General features: G+C 73.3%; 10 protein-coding genes. All 10 read right to left on the minus strand.

Annotation, left to right across the window (positions count from 1 at the left end):
* Positions 1-22 precede the first annotated feature (22 nt).
* Positions 23-1,201 (minus strand): FAD-dependent monooxygenase, encoded by a 1,179-nt coding sequence (locus ACZ6CV_RS32545; protein ID WP_469254840.1) that lies wholly within the window; start codon positions 1,199-1,201, stop codon positions 23-25.
* A complete protein-coding gene (locus ACZ6CV_RS32550; RefSeq protein ID WP_469254842.1) occupies positions 1,194-8,858 on the minus strand; it encodes an amino acid adenylation domain-containing protein in 7,665 nt (2,554 codons plus the stop codon). The genes ACZ6CV_RS32545 and ACZ6CV_RS32550 overlap by 8 nt, the downstream gene beginning before the upstream one ends.
* Complete coding sequence (locus ACZ6CV_RS32555; protein ID WP_469254843.1) at positions 8,855-9,829, minus strand: acyl-ACP desaturase; 975 nt, start codon at positions 9,827-9,829, stop codon at positions 8,855-8,857. Before ACZ6CV_RS32555 ends, ACZ6CV_RS32550 begins: the two co-directional genes overlap by 4 nt.
* 149 nt (positions 9,830-9,978) lie before the next feature.
* Positions 9,979-11,421, minus strand: a complete 1,443-nt coding sequence (locus ACZ6CV_RS32560) for a DHA2 family efflux MFS transporter permease subunit (protein WP_469254845.1) — start codon at positions 11,419-11,421, stop codon at positions 9,979-9,981.
* 157 nt (positions 11,422-11,578) lie between these two features.
* Complete coding sequence (locus ACZ6CV_RS32565) at positions 11,579-12,424, minus strand: alpha/beta fold hydrolase (RefSeq protein ID WP_469254847.1); 846 nt, start codon at positions 12,422-12,424, stop codon at positions 11,579-11,581.
* The gene (locus ACZ6CV_RS32570) at positions 12,421-13,887 is read right to left on the minus strand and encodes a nitrosuccinate lyase (RefSeq protein ID WP_469254849.1); all 1,467 of its coding nucleotides are present in this window, start codon (positions 13,885-13,887) and stop codon (positions 12,421-12,423) included. The genes ACZ6CV_RS32565 and ACZ6CV_RS32570 overlap by 4 nt, the downstream gene beginning before the upstream one ends.
* On the minus strand, positions 13,884-15,872 hold the full coding sequence (locus ACZ6CV_RS32575) for an FAD/NAD(P)-binding protein (protein ID WP_469254850.1): 1,989 nt from the start codon (positions 15,870-15,872) through the stop codon (positions 13,884-13,886). The genes ACZ6CV_RS32570 and ACZ6CV_RS32575 overlap by 4 nt, the downstream gene beginning before the upstream one ends.
* A gap of 78 nt (positions 15,873-15,950) precedes the next feature.
* A complete protein-coding gene (locus ACZ6CV_RS32580; protein WP_469254852.1) occupies positions 15,951-16,859 on the minus strand; it encodes a prephenate dehydrogenase in 909 nt (302 codons plus the stop codon).
* Positions 16,859-17,776 (minus strand): phytanoyl-CoA dioxygenase family protein, encoded by a 918-nt coding sequence (locus ACZ6CV_RS32585; protein ID WP_469254853.1) that lies wholly within the window; start codon positions 17,774-17,776, stop codon positions 16,859-16,861. Before ACZ6CV_RS32585 ends, ACZ6CV_RS32580 begins: the two co-directional genes overlap by 1 nt.
* Before the next feature lie 62 nt (positions 17,777-17,838).
* Positions 17,839-18,903 carry a 4-hydroxyphenylpyruvate dioxygenase gene (gene hppD / locus ACZ6CV_RS32590; protein ID WP_469254855.1) on the minus strand — a complete coding sequence of 355 codons (1,065 nt, stop codon included), beginning with the start codon at positions 18,901-18,903 and terminating at the stop codon, positions 17,839-17,841.
* Positions 18,904-18,915: the final 12 nt, after the last annotated feature.

The following is an 18,915-nucleotide window of genomic DNA, read 5'->3' on the forward strand; positions in this document are numbered from 1 at the left end:
GGTGCTCCCGTGGGTCGGTGGGTCATGCGTCGAGCAGTTGGGGGGTCAGGGCCCGCTGGAACGGCTTGAACAGCACGGACTGGGGGGCGCAGCGCAGATAGACGTCGCGGACGGCGCGCAGGGCGGGGTTCTCCAGCTGCTCGAAGGCGGCGAACTTGCGGGAGACCTCCACCATTTCCCTGGTGCGTTCGCGCCGCATCCGCTCGTACGCGCGCAGGGCCGCGACCGGGTCCTCGTCCTTGCGTGCGGCCAGGCACTGCGCGAGGACCACGGCGTCCTCGATGGCGGTGCTGCCGCCCTGGCCGAGGCTGGGCAGCATGGGGTGGGCGGCGTCCCCGAGGAGCGTCACGGGTCCGTCCCCCCAGTTCTCCAGGAACGGCCGGTCCTGCGCCGGTACGGCGACGATGTCCTCGGCCGGCGTGGTCCTGATCGCCTCGCGCACCTCGTCCGCCCAGCCCGCGTAGGCGCGCGTGATCCGCTCCTTGTCGCCGTCCCAGGTGCGGGCGGCCTCGGCCGGCATGTTCACGGTGCCCCACCAGTAGGCGCGGCCCTTGCCCACGTCGTGGATGCCGAACCTGCGGCCGAGCCCCCAGTAGTGGGCGTTGAACCCCTTGGTGATCCTCGGGTGGGAGAACGGCGTCACGGAGAGCCAGCACAGGAAGCCACCGTAGGTCGGAGTCTGCGCGCTCCCGGTGATCTGGGCGCGGATCGCGGAGTTGATGCCGTCGGCGCCGATCAGGACGGAGCCGGTGGCCTCCCTGCCGTCCTCGAAGGTGACGCGTACGCCGTCGCCCGTGGTGGTGTAGCCGGTGGCCACCGCGCCGGTCCGTACGGGCAGGCCACCGAGCGCGTCCAGCAGGGCCTCCTGGAGGTCGCCCCGGTACATGGCGACGCTCGGGGCGCCGAGCCGGTCGCCCGCCGTCTCGACCGGCAGCGAGCGGAGCGTGCGGCCCTTGTCGGTCATGATCCCGGTGTGCAGGATCGTCTGCCCGCGCTTCTCCAGGCCGAGGTCGATGTCCAGGGCGCGCAGAGCGGCCACCGCGTTGCTCATCACGGAGATTCCGAAGCCCGCGGGGCGCAGTTCGGGGGCGCGTTCGTAGACCTCCACCTCCATGCCCACGCGGCGCAGGGTCAGGGCGGTCGCGAGGCCGCCGATGCCGGCGCCGATCACGATGGCTCGGGGGGCGGTGCGTTCAGACACGGGGGTGTCCCTTCTCGGCGGTGCTTTGGGTGCTCTCGGTGCTCTCGGTGTTCTGACTGCTGTCGGTGGTGCTCGATCCGGCCAGTCCGCTCGGTCCGCTCGGGCCGCTCGGTCCGGCGATCGCTGCCGCCACATCGGCCACGTACGGCTCCTCCATGATCGAAAGGTGGTCGCCGGGTACGGGGACGACCTTCACGTGGCCGCTGGTCAGGGAGCGCCACCCGTTCACGGGGTCGGTGTGCTGCGTGCCGCCCGCGCCGTGCATCGCCCGCAGCACCTGAGGCAGCGGCTCAGTGGCTCGTACGAGGGTGATGTCGTCGGCGCCGGGGGTGGGCCGGTAGTCCTGGGTGGCGCGCCAGTTGGCCTCGTACACCCCGAACAGCCGGCCGACGAGCGAGCCGTCGCTGTCCGCGGGCAGGATGCCCTCGTCCGCGGCCGTCCTCGCGATGAAGTCGAACTTCTGCTTGAGCGTGGCGAGTTCGGCAGGGATGGCCTCCAGCGGCGAGTCGCCACCGCGGCCGAGCAGGAGCAGCTCCCAGAAGAACCAGCCGAGCAGCGCCTCGTCGGTGTACCCCTGCCGTTCCTCGACGGGGCCGAGGGCCACGGTGTCCAGGAGGATCGTCTCCGCCACCTCGTGGCCCGCGGCCCGCAGTTGGCGCGCCATCTCGAAGGCCACGAAGCCGCCGAAGGACCAGCCGCCGACGGTGTACGGGCCCTCGGGGCGCACCCTGCGCATCGCCTCGATGTAGCTCGCGGCGATGGCGGGGACGGAGCGCAGCGGCTCGGTGCCCGGGTCGCCGCCGGACGCCTGGAAGGCGAAGAGCGGCCGGCCGGCGGGCAGATGGCGGGCCAGCGGCAGGTAGCAGAGGACGTTGCCGCCCATGGGGTGGACGAGGAACAGCGGGTTTCCGTCGCCCTCGCCGCGGATCGGCACCAGGGGGTCGAAGGAGAGCCGGGCTCCCCCGGCCCGCAGGAGCTCCGCGAGCGCCGCCACGGTCGGCGCCGAGACGAACCGCGAGAGGGGGACGGAGACGCCGTACCGCTGCTCGATGAGGACCACGAGCCGCATGGTGGTGAGCGAGGTGGCGCCCAGCGCGAAGATGTCGTCGTGGAGCCCCACGCCGTCGACGCCGAGCAGGCCCTCGATCAGCTCCACCAGGGTCCGTTCGTACCCGTCCCTGGGCGCGGGCCGGTCGTCCGCCGCGCCGGTCCGGCCGAGGGGCAGGCTCCGCAGCGCCCTGTCGTCCCTCTTGCCGCTCGGTGTCAGCGGAAGCGCGGGCAGCCACGCGAAGTGCCGGGGCACCATGAACTCCGGCAGGAGCGCGCGCAACGAGCCGCCCAGCGCCGCCAGATCGGTGGCGGCGGGGTCGCCGACCAGGAAGGCCACGAGCTCGGTGGCCCCGTCCGCATCGGGTCGCGCGACCACGGCCGCTTCCTTGACGCCGGCGCCCGCGGGCCCGGACGCGAGCCGTACGAGGGCGAGTTCGGCCTCGGCCGGCTCGACGCGGTAGCCGCGGACCTTCACCTGAGCGTCGGCCCGGCCCGCGTACACGAGGGCGCCGCCGGGCAGCACGAACCCCAGGTCACCGGTCCGGTAGGCGCCGACATCGCCGCCGGGCCGCGCGAGGAGTACGAAACGTTCCTCGGTCAGCGCCGGTTCGCCGAGGTACCCGTCGGCGAGCGCGACACCCGTGAGGTACAGCTCGCCCTTCACCCCGGTCGCCACGGGGCGGCCCGACGGGTCGAGCACCAGCACGCCGGTGCCGGGGAGCGGCGTGCCGATCGGGACGATGGCCGGGAGGGCCGCCGGGTCGCCGGCCAGGGTGTGGGTGGACACCACGTGTGACTCGGTCGGTCCGTACTGGTTCTCCAGGATCGCCCCCGGCAGTGCGGCGAACAGCGTCCGGATGTCGTCGGTGACCCGCAACTGCTCCCCTGCGGAGCAGATCACCCGCAGCCCCCGCGGCACGAGACCGAGTGCGGCGGAGGCCTCGGCGAGCTGCTGCAGGACGACGTACGGCAGGAAGATCCGCGCCACGCCCTCGCGGTCGAGCAGCCTGATCAGCGCCGGCATGTCCCGCCGTTCCTCCTCCGGCACCAGGCACAGGGTGCCGCCCGAGCAGAGCGTGGAGTAGATCTCCTGGAAGGAGACGTCGAAGCTGAGCGGCGCGTACTGCGCGGTGGGCTCACCCGCGGCCGAACTGGCCGCCCGGATCTGCCACCCGATCAGGTTGGCGAGCGAACGGTGCGGCATCACCACGCCCTTAGGGCGGCCGGTGGAGCCGGAGGTGAACAGGATGTACGCGGGGCTGTCCGGGTCGAGGGGGTCGGCGGGAGGCGCCGCGCGGGAGTCTTCCGGGGTCTCGGGGGTCTCGGAGGTACCTTGGGTCTCTGGGGTCTCTGGCGCCTCCGGGGCCTCCGGGGTGGCGAGCGTCTCCGTGTCGAACAGTGACTCCGCCGTCAGCAACAGCGCGGGGTCGCCGAGCTGACCGGCGTCCGCCCGGTGGGCGATGATCCGCAGCGGCCGCGCCAGCTCCACCATGGCGGCGATCCTGGCCGCCGGGTAGCCGGTGTCCAGCGGCACGCACGCGGCACCGGCCATGGCGGTGCCGAGGATGGCGGCGATCGTCTCCGGGGAGCGGTCCATGGCGGTGGCGATACGGTCGCCGGGGCGGGCGCCGATGGCGACGAGCCGTCGCGCCACCCGTTCGGCGTGGTCCCTCAACTCGCGGTAGGTCCAGGTGGTTTCGCCGTCGGACAGGGCCGGCGTGCCAGGTGTGCGGTCGGCCTGCCGCCTGAAGAGACGCACCACGTCCTCGTCATAGGCGCCGGCGCCCACCGCGTCGTCGACCACCGCATCGTCACCCACCGCGTCGTCGCCCGTCACGCCGTCGCCCGTCACACCGGCACCTGTGCGCTCGGGCTCCGTAGCGAGTCCCTCGGTGAGGAAGCCGAAGTCGGGCCGCTCGTCAGGCTCGGTGACGATCCGGCGCAGCACCTCGGCGCAGGTGTCGCCGAAGAGCTGGGCCTGGGCCGGGGTGATGCCGCGCCCGTCGCCGTCGACGCGCAGGGTCACCGTGCCGTCGACCGGGTGCGTGAAGGCGTTGACGAGGAGCTGGAAGTCGGTCTCCTCCCAGGCCGTGAACTCCTTGAGGCGCAGGCCGGGCAGGCCCAGCACGTCGGAGAGGACGTGGAAGTGCACGTAGTTGAACGCCGTGTGCAGCACCGGGGCGCCGTGGTCCTCCTGGACGGCGCTGAGCGGGTAGCGCTGGTGGGGGTGGCCTACGCGCTCCTGCCGGAACAGCTCCCGTACGACATCGAGCCAACTGCCCCCGGACTCTTGCTCGGAGCCGACGGACGCGGGGCCGCCGACCCTGATGGGCACGGTGTTGAGGAAGAGCCCCGCCATCCGCTCGGCGCCCGCGCGCTCCGGTCTGTTGTGGGTGATCAGACCGGTGGTGAAGTCGGCCGCACCGGAGAACAGCCGCAGCGTCAGGGCGTACGCGGCGAACAGCAGGGACTTGAACGGCAGGGCCTGCTCCCTGGCGAGGGCGCGGGCGCCGTGGACGACCTCGTCGGGAAGGGGGACGAGCCGGATCACCGCCCCCTCCTCGCGCGGGGGTTCGGCGGGCCCGAAGCCGTCGAGCCGCAGCGCCTCGGCCCCCGCCGTCACCGCCTTCCAGTGCTCGCGCGCCGCGGTGTCGGCCAGCGCGTCGCGCTCGCCCCGCACGTGATGGGCGGCGGCGGGCGGAGCGTCGTCGGTGACGGGGCCGATGTTCCCGCCCAGCGCGTGCAGGTAGTCCTGGAGGAGTTCCCTGATGAGGCTCGCGACGCTGCCGCCGTCGAGCAGCGCGTGGTGGAAGCTCAGGACCAGGTCGACGCCGTCCTCGCGGACATGGGCCCGGAACAGATGGAGCGGCGCGTCCCCGAACTCGTAACGGTGGAAGCGGCGTTGCTCGACGTGCGCGAGGATCTCGGCCTCGGCCTCCCGCCCGGTGCGGCCACGCAGGTCGACCACCTCAAGGCCACCGGCCGCGCCCGACTCCGCGCCCGATTCCGCGCCCGCGTGCACGATCTGCAGGGGCTCGGTGAATCCGCCGAGGTCGAACGTGGAGCGCAGCGCGGGGTGCCGGGCGACGAGCCGCGCGAAGGCGGCGCGAAAGCGCGGCTCGTCCCAGGCCGTCGCCAGCTGGTAGCGGAAGACGTCGTGATAGACGGCGGACCGCTCGCTCTGCCGGCTGTGGTAGACGAGTCCCAGCTGGAGGCGGCTGAGGGGCCAGGCGTCGACGGCGTCCGCGAGGCGGGCCCGGTCCACGCGGGAGACGAGCGCGAAGGGCGGCAGCTCGGCGGCGGGCCCCGCGGGCCCCATGGTGGCGTGGGTGGCGAGGGCCGCGATCGTGGGGTGGCGCACGAGGTCGTTCAGCGCGAAGTGGACGCCCTGCCGCTCGGCGTCGGCGCGCAGGCGCAGCATCAGCAGCGAGTCGCCGCCGAGCGCGTGGTAGTCGTCGTGGATGCCGACCCGCGCCACGCCGAGCACGTCCGCCCAGATGCCGACGAGGACACGCTCGACCTCGGTGCGGGGCGCGGCACCCGGCTCGCGGTGGCCCGCGTCCGGCTCCGGCAGTGCGCGCCGGTCCAGCTTGCCGTTGGGGGTCAGGGGTATCGCGTCGATCCGCAGGAGGTGCGCGGGGAGCATGAAGTCCGGGAGTTCCCGGGCCAGTTGGCGCCTGGCCTCCGTCGCGTCAAGGTCGTGGTCGCCCGTGTAGTAACCCACGAGATGGGTGCCGCGCCGCTCCGACGTGCGGTCCACGACGGCGGCGTCCCGTACGCCGGTTATCCGGGCCAGGGCGTCCCGCACCTCGCCGGGCTCGACGCGGTTGCCGCGGATCTTCACCTGGCCGTCGATGCGGCCGAGGTACTCCAGGGTGCCGTCGGCGAGCCAGCGGGCGAGGTCGCCGGTGCGGTAGAGCCTGCCGCCCTCGACGAACGGCGCGGGGACGAACGCCTCCCGGGTCAGGTCGGGCCGCCCGAGGTAGCCGCGGGCGAGCCCGACGCCCGCGATGCACAGTTCGCCGGGTACGCCGACGGGCTGGGGCGCGCCGCCCGCGTCGACGACGTACAACTCCGTGTTGTCGATGGGGCGTCCGATGGGGACGCGGGTGACGGGCCGCTCCGGGTCGGCCGGGCAGGTGTGGGCGCTGACGTCGACGGTCGCCTCGGTCGGCCCGTACAGATTGCTCAGCGTCGGGGCCTGCGCGAGACCGGCGAAGACGCGGTTGAACCGGTCGACGCGGCCCGGGGGCAGTGCCTCTCCGCTGCAGACCACGTGGCGCAGCGAGCCCGCCAGGTCGCGGTGGTGGGGCGACTCCTCGATGAGGTCGAGGAAGGGGCCCAGCATGGAGGGCACGAAATGTACGACGCTGACGCGGTGCCGGGCGATGGTCCGCAGGAGCCGGCGCGGGTCCTTCTCCGCGCCGGGCGGCGGCAGCGCCACGCGGGCGCCCTCGATCGCCCACCAGAACAGTTCCCACACCGAGACGTCGAAGGAGATGGGGGTCTTCTGCAGGAGGACGTCGTCCGGGCCGATCGGCAGGGCGCGCTGCATCCAGGCGAGGCGGTTGACCACCGACCGGTGCTCGACCATCACGCCCTTGGGGCGGCCCGTCGAGCCGGAGGTGTAGATGACGTAGGCCAGGTCGCGGGGGCCCGACACGGGTTCCAGGCGGTCCGCGGGACCCCGCGTCAGGTCGTCGACGGGGCACACGGGCGTCCCCGCCGGCACCGGCAGGTCGGCGGGGGCGCCGGCGTCGGTGACGACGACCTTGGCGGCGCTGTCCCGCAGGATGTGCCCGATGCGCGCCGCGGGATGCCCTGGGTCGACGGGGACGTACGCGCCGCCGGATTTGAGGACGCCGAGGAGGGTCGCGAGCATCCGCGGGCCGCGTTCCATCAGCACGGCGACCCGGTCGTCCCGGCCCACGCCGCGTGCGCGCAGCGACCGGCCCACCTGGTTGGCGAGGGCGTCGAGTTCGGCGTAGTCGATGCTGTCCTGGCCGTCGGCGGCGAGCACGGCCGTACGGCCGGGGTGGCGGACCGCCCGTTCCTCGAAGAGGGCGTGCAGGGTCGTGTGGTCGGCGAACGGCACGCGCGGGCCCCGGGCGAAGCGCTGGAGGTCCTCCTGCTCGCGGGCGCCGAGCATGTGCAGCTCGTCCGCGGCCAGTTCGGGCTTGTCGAGCCCGTGCGCGATCAGTGCCGTCAGGTGCTCCACCAGCGAGGTGACGGACAGGTCGTCGTCGAACACGTCGGTGGCGTACCGCACTTCGACCCGCAGGTCCGAGCTGCCCCGGGCGCCGACGACGGCGACGGCGAGCGCCTCCTGGTCGTGCGGCGGAGCCGTGAAGGACACTCCCCCGCGCCGCACGCCGTCCAGCGGCAGCGGGTTGCGCAGCGTCATGTAGGAGAGGGTGACGTCGAAGAGCCTGCGCTCCTTGGACCCGTCCGCGGGCAGTTCCCGCAGCAGGTCACCGATCGGCAGCCGCTGGTGCTGCTGGAGTGCGTCCACCGACTCCTGGACGCTTGCGGCGACGCCCGCGAGCGGCTTCCCCTCCGGTATCTCGATGCGCAGCGGCAGAGTGTTGGCGTACTGCGCGACAGCCGTCAGCTCGGCCCGGGTGCGCCGGTTGAGCAGGGGTACGCCGATCACGGCCTGCGCGGACCGGTGCACGCGGGCGAGCCAGGTGCCGAGCGCGGCCGCGAGGTAGGCGAAGGGCGTGCTGCCGCTCTCCTTGATGCTCTCGACCACGGCGCCCGGCAGCGTGAAGGAGTGCAGCCCGAAGGAGGAGCCGCCCGGCGGGACGCGCCGGGCGAAGAAGTCCGGGTCCATCAGGGCCAGTTCGGCGCGGTGATGCGTCCGGTCGTCCGCGTACTCCTGGCCGGCGAAGTAGTCGTCGCGGCCGGTGACGGCGGCGAGCACGGACGGGGCGGGGCCGCGGTCCCGTGGCTGCTGCCCCCGGGCCCGGCGCGCGTAGTCCTCCACGAGTTCGGTGTGCAGGACCTCCGCGCCGCGCCCGTCGAGCAGCAGGTGGTGCCCCTTCAGGAAGAGCTGCACCGCGTCGTCCCCTTCGCGCAGCAGCGCCGCCCGGAACAGGCGCCGGCCGCGCAGCTCGAAGGGGGTGGCCATGGCCCGCTCGCGCCAGGCGCGGCAGGCCGCCTCGGGGTCGGGCTCCGCGGAGAGGTCGACGAGGTCGACCGCGGGTTCACCGTCGTCGGTCAGGGCGTCGGCGAGCCACTGGCACGGCACGCCGTCGGCGTCGTCGAACCGCAGCCGGAAGGTGTCGTGCCGCTCCAGGACGCGGGTGAAGCACGCGCGCAGGAGCTCACCGTCGACGGCCCCGGTGAACCGTTCGTAGACGGCACCGTTGAACTGCGGGCTGCCGGGCGCCCGGTACTCCGCGAACCAGATGTCACGCTGGTACGGGGACAGTTGAACTCTGTCGGTACTGATGAGCTTGTCCTGTTCGCCGGTTGGTGCCGTCTTGGTGCCGTCACGGAGGGTTCTCGGGAGTGCGGGGTCCTCTGCGCGAGTGCGGGGTCCTCTGCGCGAGTGCGGGTCCTCTGCGCGAGTGCGGGGTCCTCGGGAGCGCGGCGCTCCCGTCAAGAGGCCAGGGCGGCCGCCCGCTTGGCGCGGGACGCCCGGATGCCCTCGCGCCGGTCGGTGAAGGACGTGGCCTGGGCGTCCAGCTTCGCCAGGAAGGCGGCGAGCTCCTCGCGGGCCGCCTCGCCCGCCGGGCCGAGCCCGCCGCGCTCGAAGACGCGCAGCTTGCGCAGGATCGGCATGACCACGTTGTCGTGGTGCAGCCGCAGGTCGTAGATGCCCGCGATGGCGATCTCCGCCGACTTGCGCCCGAAGTCCTTGATCGTGGAGCCGGGCATCTCGAATCCGGTCACGACGTCCCTGACCACCTCCATGGCGGTGTCGGGCGCCAGCTCGAACGTGGCCTCGACGAGGTTGCGGTAGAAGACCATGTGGAGGTTCTCGTCCGCGGCGATCCGGGCGAGCAGGGCGTCGCAGACCGGATCGGTGCTCACGTGGCCGGTGTTGCGGTGCGAGATGCGGGTGGCGAGCTCCTGGAAGGCGGCGTACGCGATCGCGTGCACGGCGCTGAAGCCGTCGGGGCGGTCGTAACCCGCCTCCATGTGCGCCATCCGGGCCCGCTCCAGGGCACGCGGGTCGACGGCCCGGGTGACCAGGAGGTAGTCGCGCAGCGCGGTGCCGTGTCTGGCCTCCTCGGCCGTCCAGCGGTTGACCCAGGTGCCCCAGGCCCCGTCCCTGCCGAACTCGGCCACCGCGAAGTGGTAGCCGGGCAGGTTGTCCTCGGTCAGCAGGTTCACCACGAGCGAGGTGCGGGCGACCTCCGGCAGGGTGGCCTCCCGGGGCTCCCATGCCGCGCCCCCGAGCGGGCCCTCGAAGTCCCGGCCCTCGCTCCAGGGGATGTACTCGTGCGGGAACCACTCCTTGGCGACCCCGTGGTGGCGGTGCAGGTTCTCCTCCACCACCGGCTGCAGTTCGGCGAGGAGCGAGTGCTCCACGCGCGCGGCGGCTCGGTCGGACCGGTCGATGGGTGGCATGGCTCTCTCTTCACGTCGTCGTCGATCTGGACTGCGGGGATCGGGGGGCGGGCATCAGGGGGGGGAGGTACGGGCTTACGGGCTACGGGCTTACGGGGTACGGGGCGGGTGGCCGGCCCGCGAGGACCGGCCACCCGTACGCCTGACGCCTACTGCGCGCGGGCGCGGATCCAGGGGGTCGCCACCGCTGCCGCGACGGAGCCGACGGCGCAGGCGAGGAACACCTGCAGGTACCCGGTGTCGTCGAGGACGTCGTGGCCTTCGAGGATCACCGCGAGCGCCGCGATGCCGAGCGCGCCGCCGATCTGGCGGGTCGTCATCAGCAGGCCGGTGCCGGACGCGAAGCGGCGCGGTTCGAGCGAGGCGGTGGCGGCGTTGGAGATGGCGGTCAGCGCACCACCGATGCCGAGGCCGCCCAGGATCCCGATGGGGAGCCAGACGGCCGCGTACTGCCGCTCGGTGCCGAGCAGCAGGTACATCGCGGCGCAGGAGACACCGAAGAGCAGGGAGCCGCCGGCCACCGCGGCCCACTGCGAGCGCGCCCCGACCCTGCGGCCCACCACGATCGCGCCGAGCGCGGCACTGAAGGCGCCGGGCGTGACGGCGAGGCCCGCCTTCAGCTCGGAGTAGCCCCAGACGGCGTTGAGGAAGAGCAGCGAGCTGAGGAGGTAGGAGTACATCGCCGCGCCGAAGAGCAGCAAGGAGACGTTGGTGGCGGCGAAGGTGCGGTTGCGCCACAGGTCCAGCTCGATGGCGGGCTCGGCCCGGCGCGAGGAGAGCAGCAGCGCGAGGACGACGAGCACGAGGCCGCCGACGATCAGCGCGAGGACCCTGCCGCTGCCCCAGCCCCACTCGGTGCCCTGCGTGACGCCGAAGACGACACCGCCGATGCCGAGGGCCAGGGCCAGCGTGCCGACCGGGTCGGGCAGCTTGCGTCCGCTCGGCGTGTCACCGGCGAGGCGGGCGGAGATCGCCACGATGGCGAGGCCGATCGGCAGGTTGATCAGGAAGACGCTGCGCCATCCCCACACGTCCACGAGGAGTCCGCCGAGGCTCGGCCCGACGGCCGCGGCCATGGAGCCGACCGCGCCCCAGACGCCGACGGCGACCTGCCGGCGGGCCGGCGGGGTGTGCTGGAGGACCAGGCCGAGCGCCGAGGGGATCATGCCGGCGGCGCCGACGCCCTGCAGCGCCCGCGCCCCGACGAGCATCGGCACGCCGCCCGCGAACCCGCTGAGCACCGAGGCGAGGGTGAACAGGATCGTGGACCAGAGGAACAGCTGCTTGCGCCCGATGACGTCGGCGACGCGGCCCGCGACCGCGAGCAGCGCGGCGAACACGACGGTGTACGAGGTGACGACCCAGGTCAGCTGGGACAGGGAGGCGTCGGTGAAGTCGGCGCGCAGGTCGGAGAAGGCGATGTTGACGACCGTGGTGTCGAGCACGGCGAGGAAGGTGGCACCGGAGGCGACGAACAGCGCGAGCTTCGCGGACGCCGACGCGCCGGCCCCCGCCTCGTGCGCCTGCTCGTCGCCGACACCTGCGACGTCCCTCTGCCCTGCCCCGGGCGAGGGAGGTGAACTGGTGGTCATGGGTGGTCCCTTCGTGGTCGGATCCGCAGCCGCATCGGGTGCCAGGTAAAACTAAACGACCGTGCGTTCATTTAAAAGGGCGTACCGGCACGGACAGCGGTCGACCGGGCTACCGGGCTACCGGGCTACCGGGCTACCGGGCTACCGGGCTACCGGGCTACCGGGCGATGAACTCCAGGGCGGTGTCGACGATCGCCGGCTCGCCGAGGATCTTCCGGTGGCCGAGCCCGCTGGTGACCACCAGCTCCGCCCGGTCCCCGTGGGCCGCCTTCAGCGCGCGGGCCTGCGCCACCGGCACCATGTCGTCGTCCGTGTCATGGATGATCAGCATCGGCACGTCGATCTCCTCCGGCCGGCACGTGGCGTCGAACTCCTTCCAGGGATCGGTCACTTCGGCGAACAGACGGTGCTCGATGCGGTCGCACAGGTCCTCGCGCAGACCCTCGCCGAGCCCCAGGATCCGGGCGAACGCGTCGGGGAAGTGCCCGAAGTCCTTCACCGCGGCGACCGTGACCAGGCGCCCGGCCTTCACCTCGCCGCGCAGCGCGAGGAGCACGGCGGTGGCGCCGAGGGAGTGCGCGACGACCGAGTGGAACGCGCCGTACGTCCGCTGGAGCCGGCCGATGATCTCGCGGTATTCGAGGATCGTCGTGGCACGGCCGCCCGAACTCCCGTGCCCGGGGGCGTCGAAGGAGATCGGGGTGAGGCCGAGCGCCTCCAGGTACGGCACGAACGCGGCGTACCGCGAGGCCCTGGACTGCCAGCCGTGCACCAGGAGAACCGGGCGCTCGCCGGTGCCCCAGCGGTACACCCGCACCCGCTTGCCGTTGACCGTCAACTCCTCGGTTGTGGCGCGCTCGTGGACGGCGCGTTCGGCGGGCAGGACCTTGCCGCGCCGCACCGGAGTGCGGAACAGCGCGAAGGCCAGGCGGCCCGCGAGGGCGGGGGCCGGCCGCGCCACCGCGTTCAGCAGGGAGCCGACGAACAACTCGGCGCGGCTCACGCGGCCCCCTCCCCCGGCCGCGTCGAGGCGGCGGGTGCGGCCCGGCGCGTCGAGGCGGCGGGTGCGGCCGTCAGCCGCAGGGCCTCGTGCGCCAACTCGGCGGCGGCGCCCGTGTATCCGGCCGGATCCAGGAGCTCGTCGAGCCTCCCGCGATCGAAGCGCGCGGCGACCTCCGGCACCCCGGCCAGCACCTCGGACAGTGCGCGGCCGGAGGTGGCGCACTCGTGTGCGGCCCGGCTCATGACGTCCTTGGCGGCCGCCTTGCCGAGGACGGGCGCGAGTACGGCCGCGAGCCGCTCGGAGACGATCAGCCCACCGGTGATGCCTAGGTTTTCCCGCATCCGTTCGGGCCGCACCTCAAGACCCGCCACCAACTCGCGGCAGGTGTGCGCGGCGCCGCCGGCCAGCCGCAGACACTCGCGCAGCGGCTGCCATTCGGCGTGCCAGGCACCGGCCGAGCGCTCGTCCTCCGACAGCATCACGTGCGTCAGCACACCGGCGTACGCGGGGACTTGCAGGGCGGCCGAGCGGATCAGGGTGGCGAGCGCGGGGTTGCGCTTCTGCGGCATCGCCGACGAGACGCCCCGGCCCGCCGCGGCGGGCTCCGCGACCTCGGCGACCTCGGTGCGGGCCAGGGACTGCACATCCACCGCGATCTTCCCGAGGACCCCGGTGGCCAGGGCGAGTTCATGGGCCAGGGCCGCGACCGGCAGGCGGTTGCTGTGCCAGGGCAGGGCCGGGGCGCTCAGGCCGGTCTCCGCGGCGAACCGTTCGGTCAGGCGTCGCGCGTACCCCTCGCTCCCCTGTCCGCCGAGCCGCAGCCTCTCGTACTCGACGTAGCCCGCCAAGGTGCCCGCGGCGCCGCCCAGTTGGACGACGAGGCCGCCGTCGCGCAGCGCCCGCAGCCGGTCCGTCGCCTCGCGCACCGCGGTCAGCCAGCCCGCCGTCTTGAGGCCGAACGTCGTCGGCACCGCGTGCAGCGCGAGGGTGCGCCCGGCCATGAGGGCGCCCATGTGCTCCTCGGTCAGCGCGCGCAGCGACCCCGCGATGTGCTCCAGGTCCGCCACCAGGACGGCGAGGGTGCGGTCCGCGACCAGCATCAGGGCGGTGTCGAAGACGTCCTGGCTGGTGGAGCCGCGGTGCACGTGATCGGCGGCCGCCGGGTCCTTGTCGGCCACCAGCCGGGTGAACGCCTGCACCAGGGCGACCACCGGGTTGGCGGCGCCCCTGCCGAGCCGGGCGAGTTCGCGCAGGTCGAGGAGGTCGGCGCGGGCCAGCTCGGTGATGGTCCCGGCCGCCCGCACGGGGACGGTGCCCAGCGCGGCCTGGGCCCGGGCGAGGGCCGCCTCGGCGTCGAGCATGGCCTGCAGCCAGGCGCCGTCGGACGTCGCGGCCTCGGCGGGCGTACCCGCGCGGACGGGGCTGAGGAGCCCCGCGTCGATGATGGATGGGGTGCGGGTCACCGCGTCAGTTCTCCGATCATCTCGTCGTGCCGGTCGGCGTCCGGGACCAGGCCGAGTACGGCGAGGGCGACGGCGTCGGAGTCCTGCAGCGTCACGGAGTTCACGCCGGGCCGGATGCCCGCCGCGGTCGCCCAGTGCACGGACTCGGTGGGCACGCCGAAGGCGAAGCGCCGCGGGTGCGGTCTGCCGTCCGCGTCGATCAGGTGGAACGGCGCGTCGGTGACGGCGACTCCGCCCGTCTCGTACACGGATCCGTCGGGGTCCGTCACCTCGTGCGGGCGGCACTGGCGGTCCTGCGACAGCCGCAGCAGCAGCGGGTCGGCGGTCGTTCGCAGGTCGATCTCCGGCAGCCGTGCCTCGATCAGGGTGGTCGCCCGGGTCAGCGAGCCGGGCACGGCGGCCGACTCGACGGTGAACGCCCGCGTGGACTCGTCCGCCACCGCCCGGGTGTCGGGGCCGAGCACGCGGAGCACACCGGCCTCGATCAGGGCGATGGCCTCCTCGATGCGCCGGGCGGGCGGCCCGATGGAGAGGAAGGCGTTCAGCGGCGTGTACCAGGCGTCCAGGTCCTCGCGGTGCGAACGGCCCGTCAGGCCACCGTGGTCGATGATCATGCGGAGTTCGTTGCGCAGATCCCGCAGGACGTCGAGCGCGGCCTTGAGCGGCCCTGCCACGTTCCCCGCCCGAGCCGCCCGCAGATCCTCGCGGAGGTGGCCCATGAGCCACCGGGTGAACTCCTCGGGCGCGCCGAACTCCCGCCCCACGTAAGGCCGTTCGATACGATCCCAGTCCCAGCGGTCCGCCGCCGGGATGCCGTACGCGTCCAGGGCCTCCCGTTCCCGGTCGCTGTCCGGCCCGGCGGCCAGGTAGCGGTCGCGCAGCCGTGCGGCGTCGACGGGGCGGCCCTCGCCGGCGAGCAGGGCGGTGTAGTAGACGGTCTCGACCTCCTTGGCGACCAGCGGCCACAGCACCTCGCGGAAGTCGAGGCCGCCCTCCAGCCGGGACCGCGCGCACAGGTCCCCGATCACCTCGGGGGTCAGGACCGCGGGCTCGTGGCGGCCGTGCGCGCCCTTCTGGTTCTCGCCGCGCGAGTGGAAGGGCAGGCCCCGCCGGGACCCCGCGACCAGGCGCGGCTCGCGGCCCGAAGGGCGGTAGACGAGCCCGGCCCCGGGTTCCTCGCCGCGGCGCTCGAACCTGCCGCCCCTGCCGAGCGTCAGGAGCGCCATGTAGTCGAAGAAGTTCAGGCCGAGCCCGAGCAGCGCGACCGTCTCGCCCGGCCGTACGGGTGAGAGGTCCACGTCGGCGGGGTTGGCGGGCGCCACGTAACCGAGGCCGTGCGCCCGTGCGAAGCCGCCGAGTTCACGTTGGCGGGGTGAGCGGCGCACCGGCAGATGCCCCTGGGCGAGGACGACGGCGTCGAGCCCCTCGATCAGCGTGCCGTCGTCGAGCAGGACGCTCTGGGCGGCGCCGTCCGGCCCGTCCGCCGTGCCGGTCGCGTCGGACAGGGACACCGCACGGGCCTCGTGCACGACGGTGGTCAGCAGACCCGCGGCCGTCGTCGCCACGCGCTGGAAGACCCACTGCAGGTAGTGGCCGTAGAAGGCGCGGGAGGGGTAGGAGTCGGGTCCGAGCGCGCGGGCCTCGGCGAGCACGCGCTCGTCGTGGTGCCGGTCGTCCATCGGGCCGATGAGGACGAGGAAGCGCGCCCATTCGTACAGGCTGGGCCCCGGCGAGAGCTGCCCGCGGAGCTCCACGCTCTCGTCGGTGAACATCGTGACCTGGGAGGCCACCGTGTTCATCAGCAGGTGCTCGGACTGGTCACTGCGCCACACCTGTCCGGCACCGGGCGGGAACGGGTCGACCACGTGCACGGTGACCGCCGTCTGCGGCGCGGCCGACGCGGCGTTCGCACACAGCCGTTCGAGGACCGAGAGCCCGCGGGGCCCGGCCCCGATGAGGCAGACGTCGAGCCGTCGGCTGGTCATAGTCAGTCTCTCCCCTGCGTCGGAAGTCGTCTGGGCCCCGCCGCTCGGCCGGGCGTCGGCACGTCGGTCGCCGCCATCTCAGGTACCGGCCGCCACACCGGTAAGGCGCGGTTCGCCCGAGGCCACCCCCGGGATCAGGCCGCGTCCCCGCACCCCGCGCACCAGGGCCGAGGCCAGGTGCGCCCTGCTGCTGCCGTACCGCTCGGGCGGCACGGCGGGCGAGGCCGCGCCCATGTCCCGCAGCGCGTCCACGAGCGTGCCGAGGTCGAGGGCGACCTCGGCGAGGACCTCGGCGACCGCCGTGGCGTTCGAGCCGAGGATGTCGGTCCACAGCTCCGCGTCGCCGCCGGCGATCCGCGTCACGTCGCGCAGCCCCTGCCCGGCGAGCTGGAGCTGGGACGCGTCCCCGTCGAGGAGGCGGGCGGCCACCAGGCTCGCCACCACGTGCGGGGCGTGCGAGGTGAGGGCCACTGCCCTGTCGTGCGCGGCGTGCGCCATCACCAGGGGCCGCGCCCCGCAGAGCGCGGCCAGCTCCCGCACCCGCCGCACGGTCGGCTCACCGGTCTGCGCGGTCGGCGTGAGCACCCACGGCCTGCCGCGGAACAGGTCGCCCTGCGCCGCGAGCGGCCCGGACTGCTCCCGGCCCGCCATGGGGTGGCCGCCGAGGTAGCGGGTCAGGTCGCAGCCGAGCTCCGCCGCCTCCTCCTGCGGCCGCACCTTGACGCTCGCCACATCGGTGAAGTCCTGTGCCAGCTCCCGCAGTTGGTACTCGTGCAGGGTCGCCGCGACATGCTGCGGGGGTACGGCGATGACGGCGAGGTCCACCGGTGTGCGCGGGAAGCCGACCACGCCGGCCCCGAGGTCGGCTGCGACCGCCGCCACCTCGGGGTCGCGGTCGATGAGGTGGACGTGCACGCCCCGGCCCCGCAGGGCCAGGGCGACGGACGTACCGATCAGACCGGTTCCGACCACCGCGGCACTGCGCATCAGCGGCTGCTCCACAGCAAGGGCAGGTACTCGGGGTCGCTGTAGTCCGGCGTGCCCGCGGCGGTCCTGCGCACCAGCACGTCGTGGTTGTAGGCGACCTCGGCGCCGTCCGAGCGGCGGAACTCGCGGTAGCGGTTCTCGCCGTCCTGCAGGTGGAAGGAGATGGCGCGGCGCGGGCGGTCGCTGACGTTCGCGCCGCTGCCGTGGTAGGTGCGGCAGTGGTGGAAGTTGACGTGGCCCTTGGGGATGTTCACCGGGATCTTGCGGACCTCGACGCCGTTGTAGCGGGCGTTCTCCTCCAGCATGACCTCCAGTTCGCTGCGGTCGCGCTCGGCGAAGTGCAGCGACGTCGCGTCGTTCTCCGCGATCTCCTTCCACCGGTGGCTGCCGTCCACCATGGTGATCGTGCCCATCTCCTCGCCGCAGTCGTGGAAGGGGATGAACGCCGTCAGCATCCGCTCGGAGGTGCAGGTGGCCCAGTAGTGCCGGTCGAAGTGCCAGGGCACGATGTTCGACTGCTCCTCGGCCACCGGCGGCTTGAGGATCAGGGTGGACTGGAACACCCGGATCTGCTCGGCCTCGGCGATCCTCGCGGCCACCGCGCCGAGCAGCGGCTTGCGCAGGATGCGGCCGATCGTGTCGTCCTCGTAGTGGATGTAGTCGTTGTGGCGCTGGACCGGGCCGTGCTCCGGCTCCCAGTACGCCAGCTTGGGCGGGCGCACCGGCAGGGTGCGGTCGCGGTGGCCGGCGTAGAAGTTCTCGCTCGCCGACTCCAGGAGGTCGATCTCCTCGTCGGTGAAGAGCTTCTTGGACAGGTACCAGCCGTGCTCGGCGTAGAAGTGGACGTCCTCGTCGGTGGGGAGGAGTGCGCGCTCCTCCTCCGTCAGGGCGAAGAGCGTGGGGTCAGATACGGTCACGGGTCTTCCTTCGGTGCGAGTGCTGCGGTGCGGGCTGCGCTGCGGATGAGGGGCCGCGGCGGTCAGGCGGTCGCCTTCTCGCGGGCCACGGCCTCGTAGAGGGCCTTGATGTTGCCGCTGCCGAACGTCTTGGCGCCGTGGCGGTCGATGACCTCCCAGAAGAAGGTCTTCCTGACGTGCGGGGACTGGGTGAAGATCTGGAAGACCTGGCCCCAGTGGTCCTGGTCGACCAGGACGTTGGTGCGCCGCAGGTCCTCGGTCTTGAGGTCCGGGCGGCCCATGCGCTCTTCCAGCTCGTCGTAGTAGGCGTCGGGCGTCTCCAGGAACCGCACGCCGCGCGCCTCCAGGGCGGGCACCGCGGAGACGATGTCGTCGGCCAGGAGCGCGAGGTGCTGTACGCCGGCGCCGCCGTGCCGGGCGAGGAAGCCGTCGATCTGGCCCGGCTTGCGGTCGGTCACCGGCTCGATGAGGGTGAAGGTCACCTTCTCGGAGGGGCTCTGCACCACCTTGGAGTCCATGGCCTGCTCGCCGACCTCGATGAACTCCTCGAAGATCTGGCGGAATCCGAAGACCTTCTCGTAGAAGGCGACGGTGGGCCGCAGCTGGCCCGCGGGCAGGCAGATCGCCGCGTGGTCCACGGTGGTCAGCAGGTGCGCGCCCTCGTCCGGGTCCTCGGCGATGATGTCCATCACGCCGGGCAGGAACTCGGAGCGGTCGCCGGTGCGCTGCACGAAGCGGTGGGCGACGTCGCCGAAGCCGAGCACGGAGGCGGTGACCACCTCGGTGCCGTCCTTGGTGTGGGTGCGGGGCTCCTCGACGACGGTGGCGCCGCGCTCCACGGCGAGGGCGAACGCCTTGGTGGCGTCGGTGACTTCGAACGCGATGTTGGCCACGCCGTCACCGTGCCGGGCCACGTACGCGGCCGCGGGGTGCTCGGGGGTCAGCGCGGAGGTGAGCACGATCTCGATGCCGCCCTGGCGCAGCAGCAGTGAGCGCCGGTCGGCCTGGCCCGTCTCGGGGCCCGCCTGCCCGCACACCCGGAAGCCGAACGCGGTGCACAGGTAGAACGCCGACTGCTGGGCGTCCCCGACGTAGAACTCGATGTGGTCGACAGCTCCGATGTCCACGATTCCCTTTCC

Source organism: Streptomyces sp. NPDC041713 (assembly GCF_055591085.1).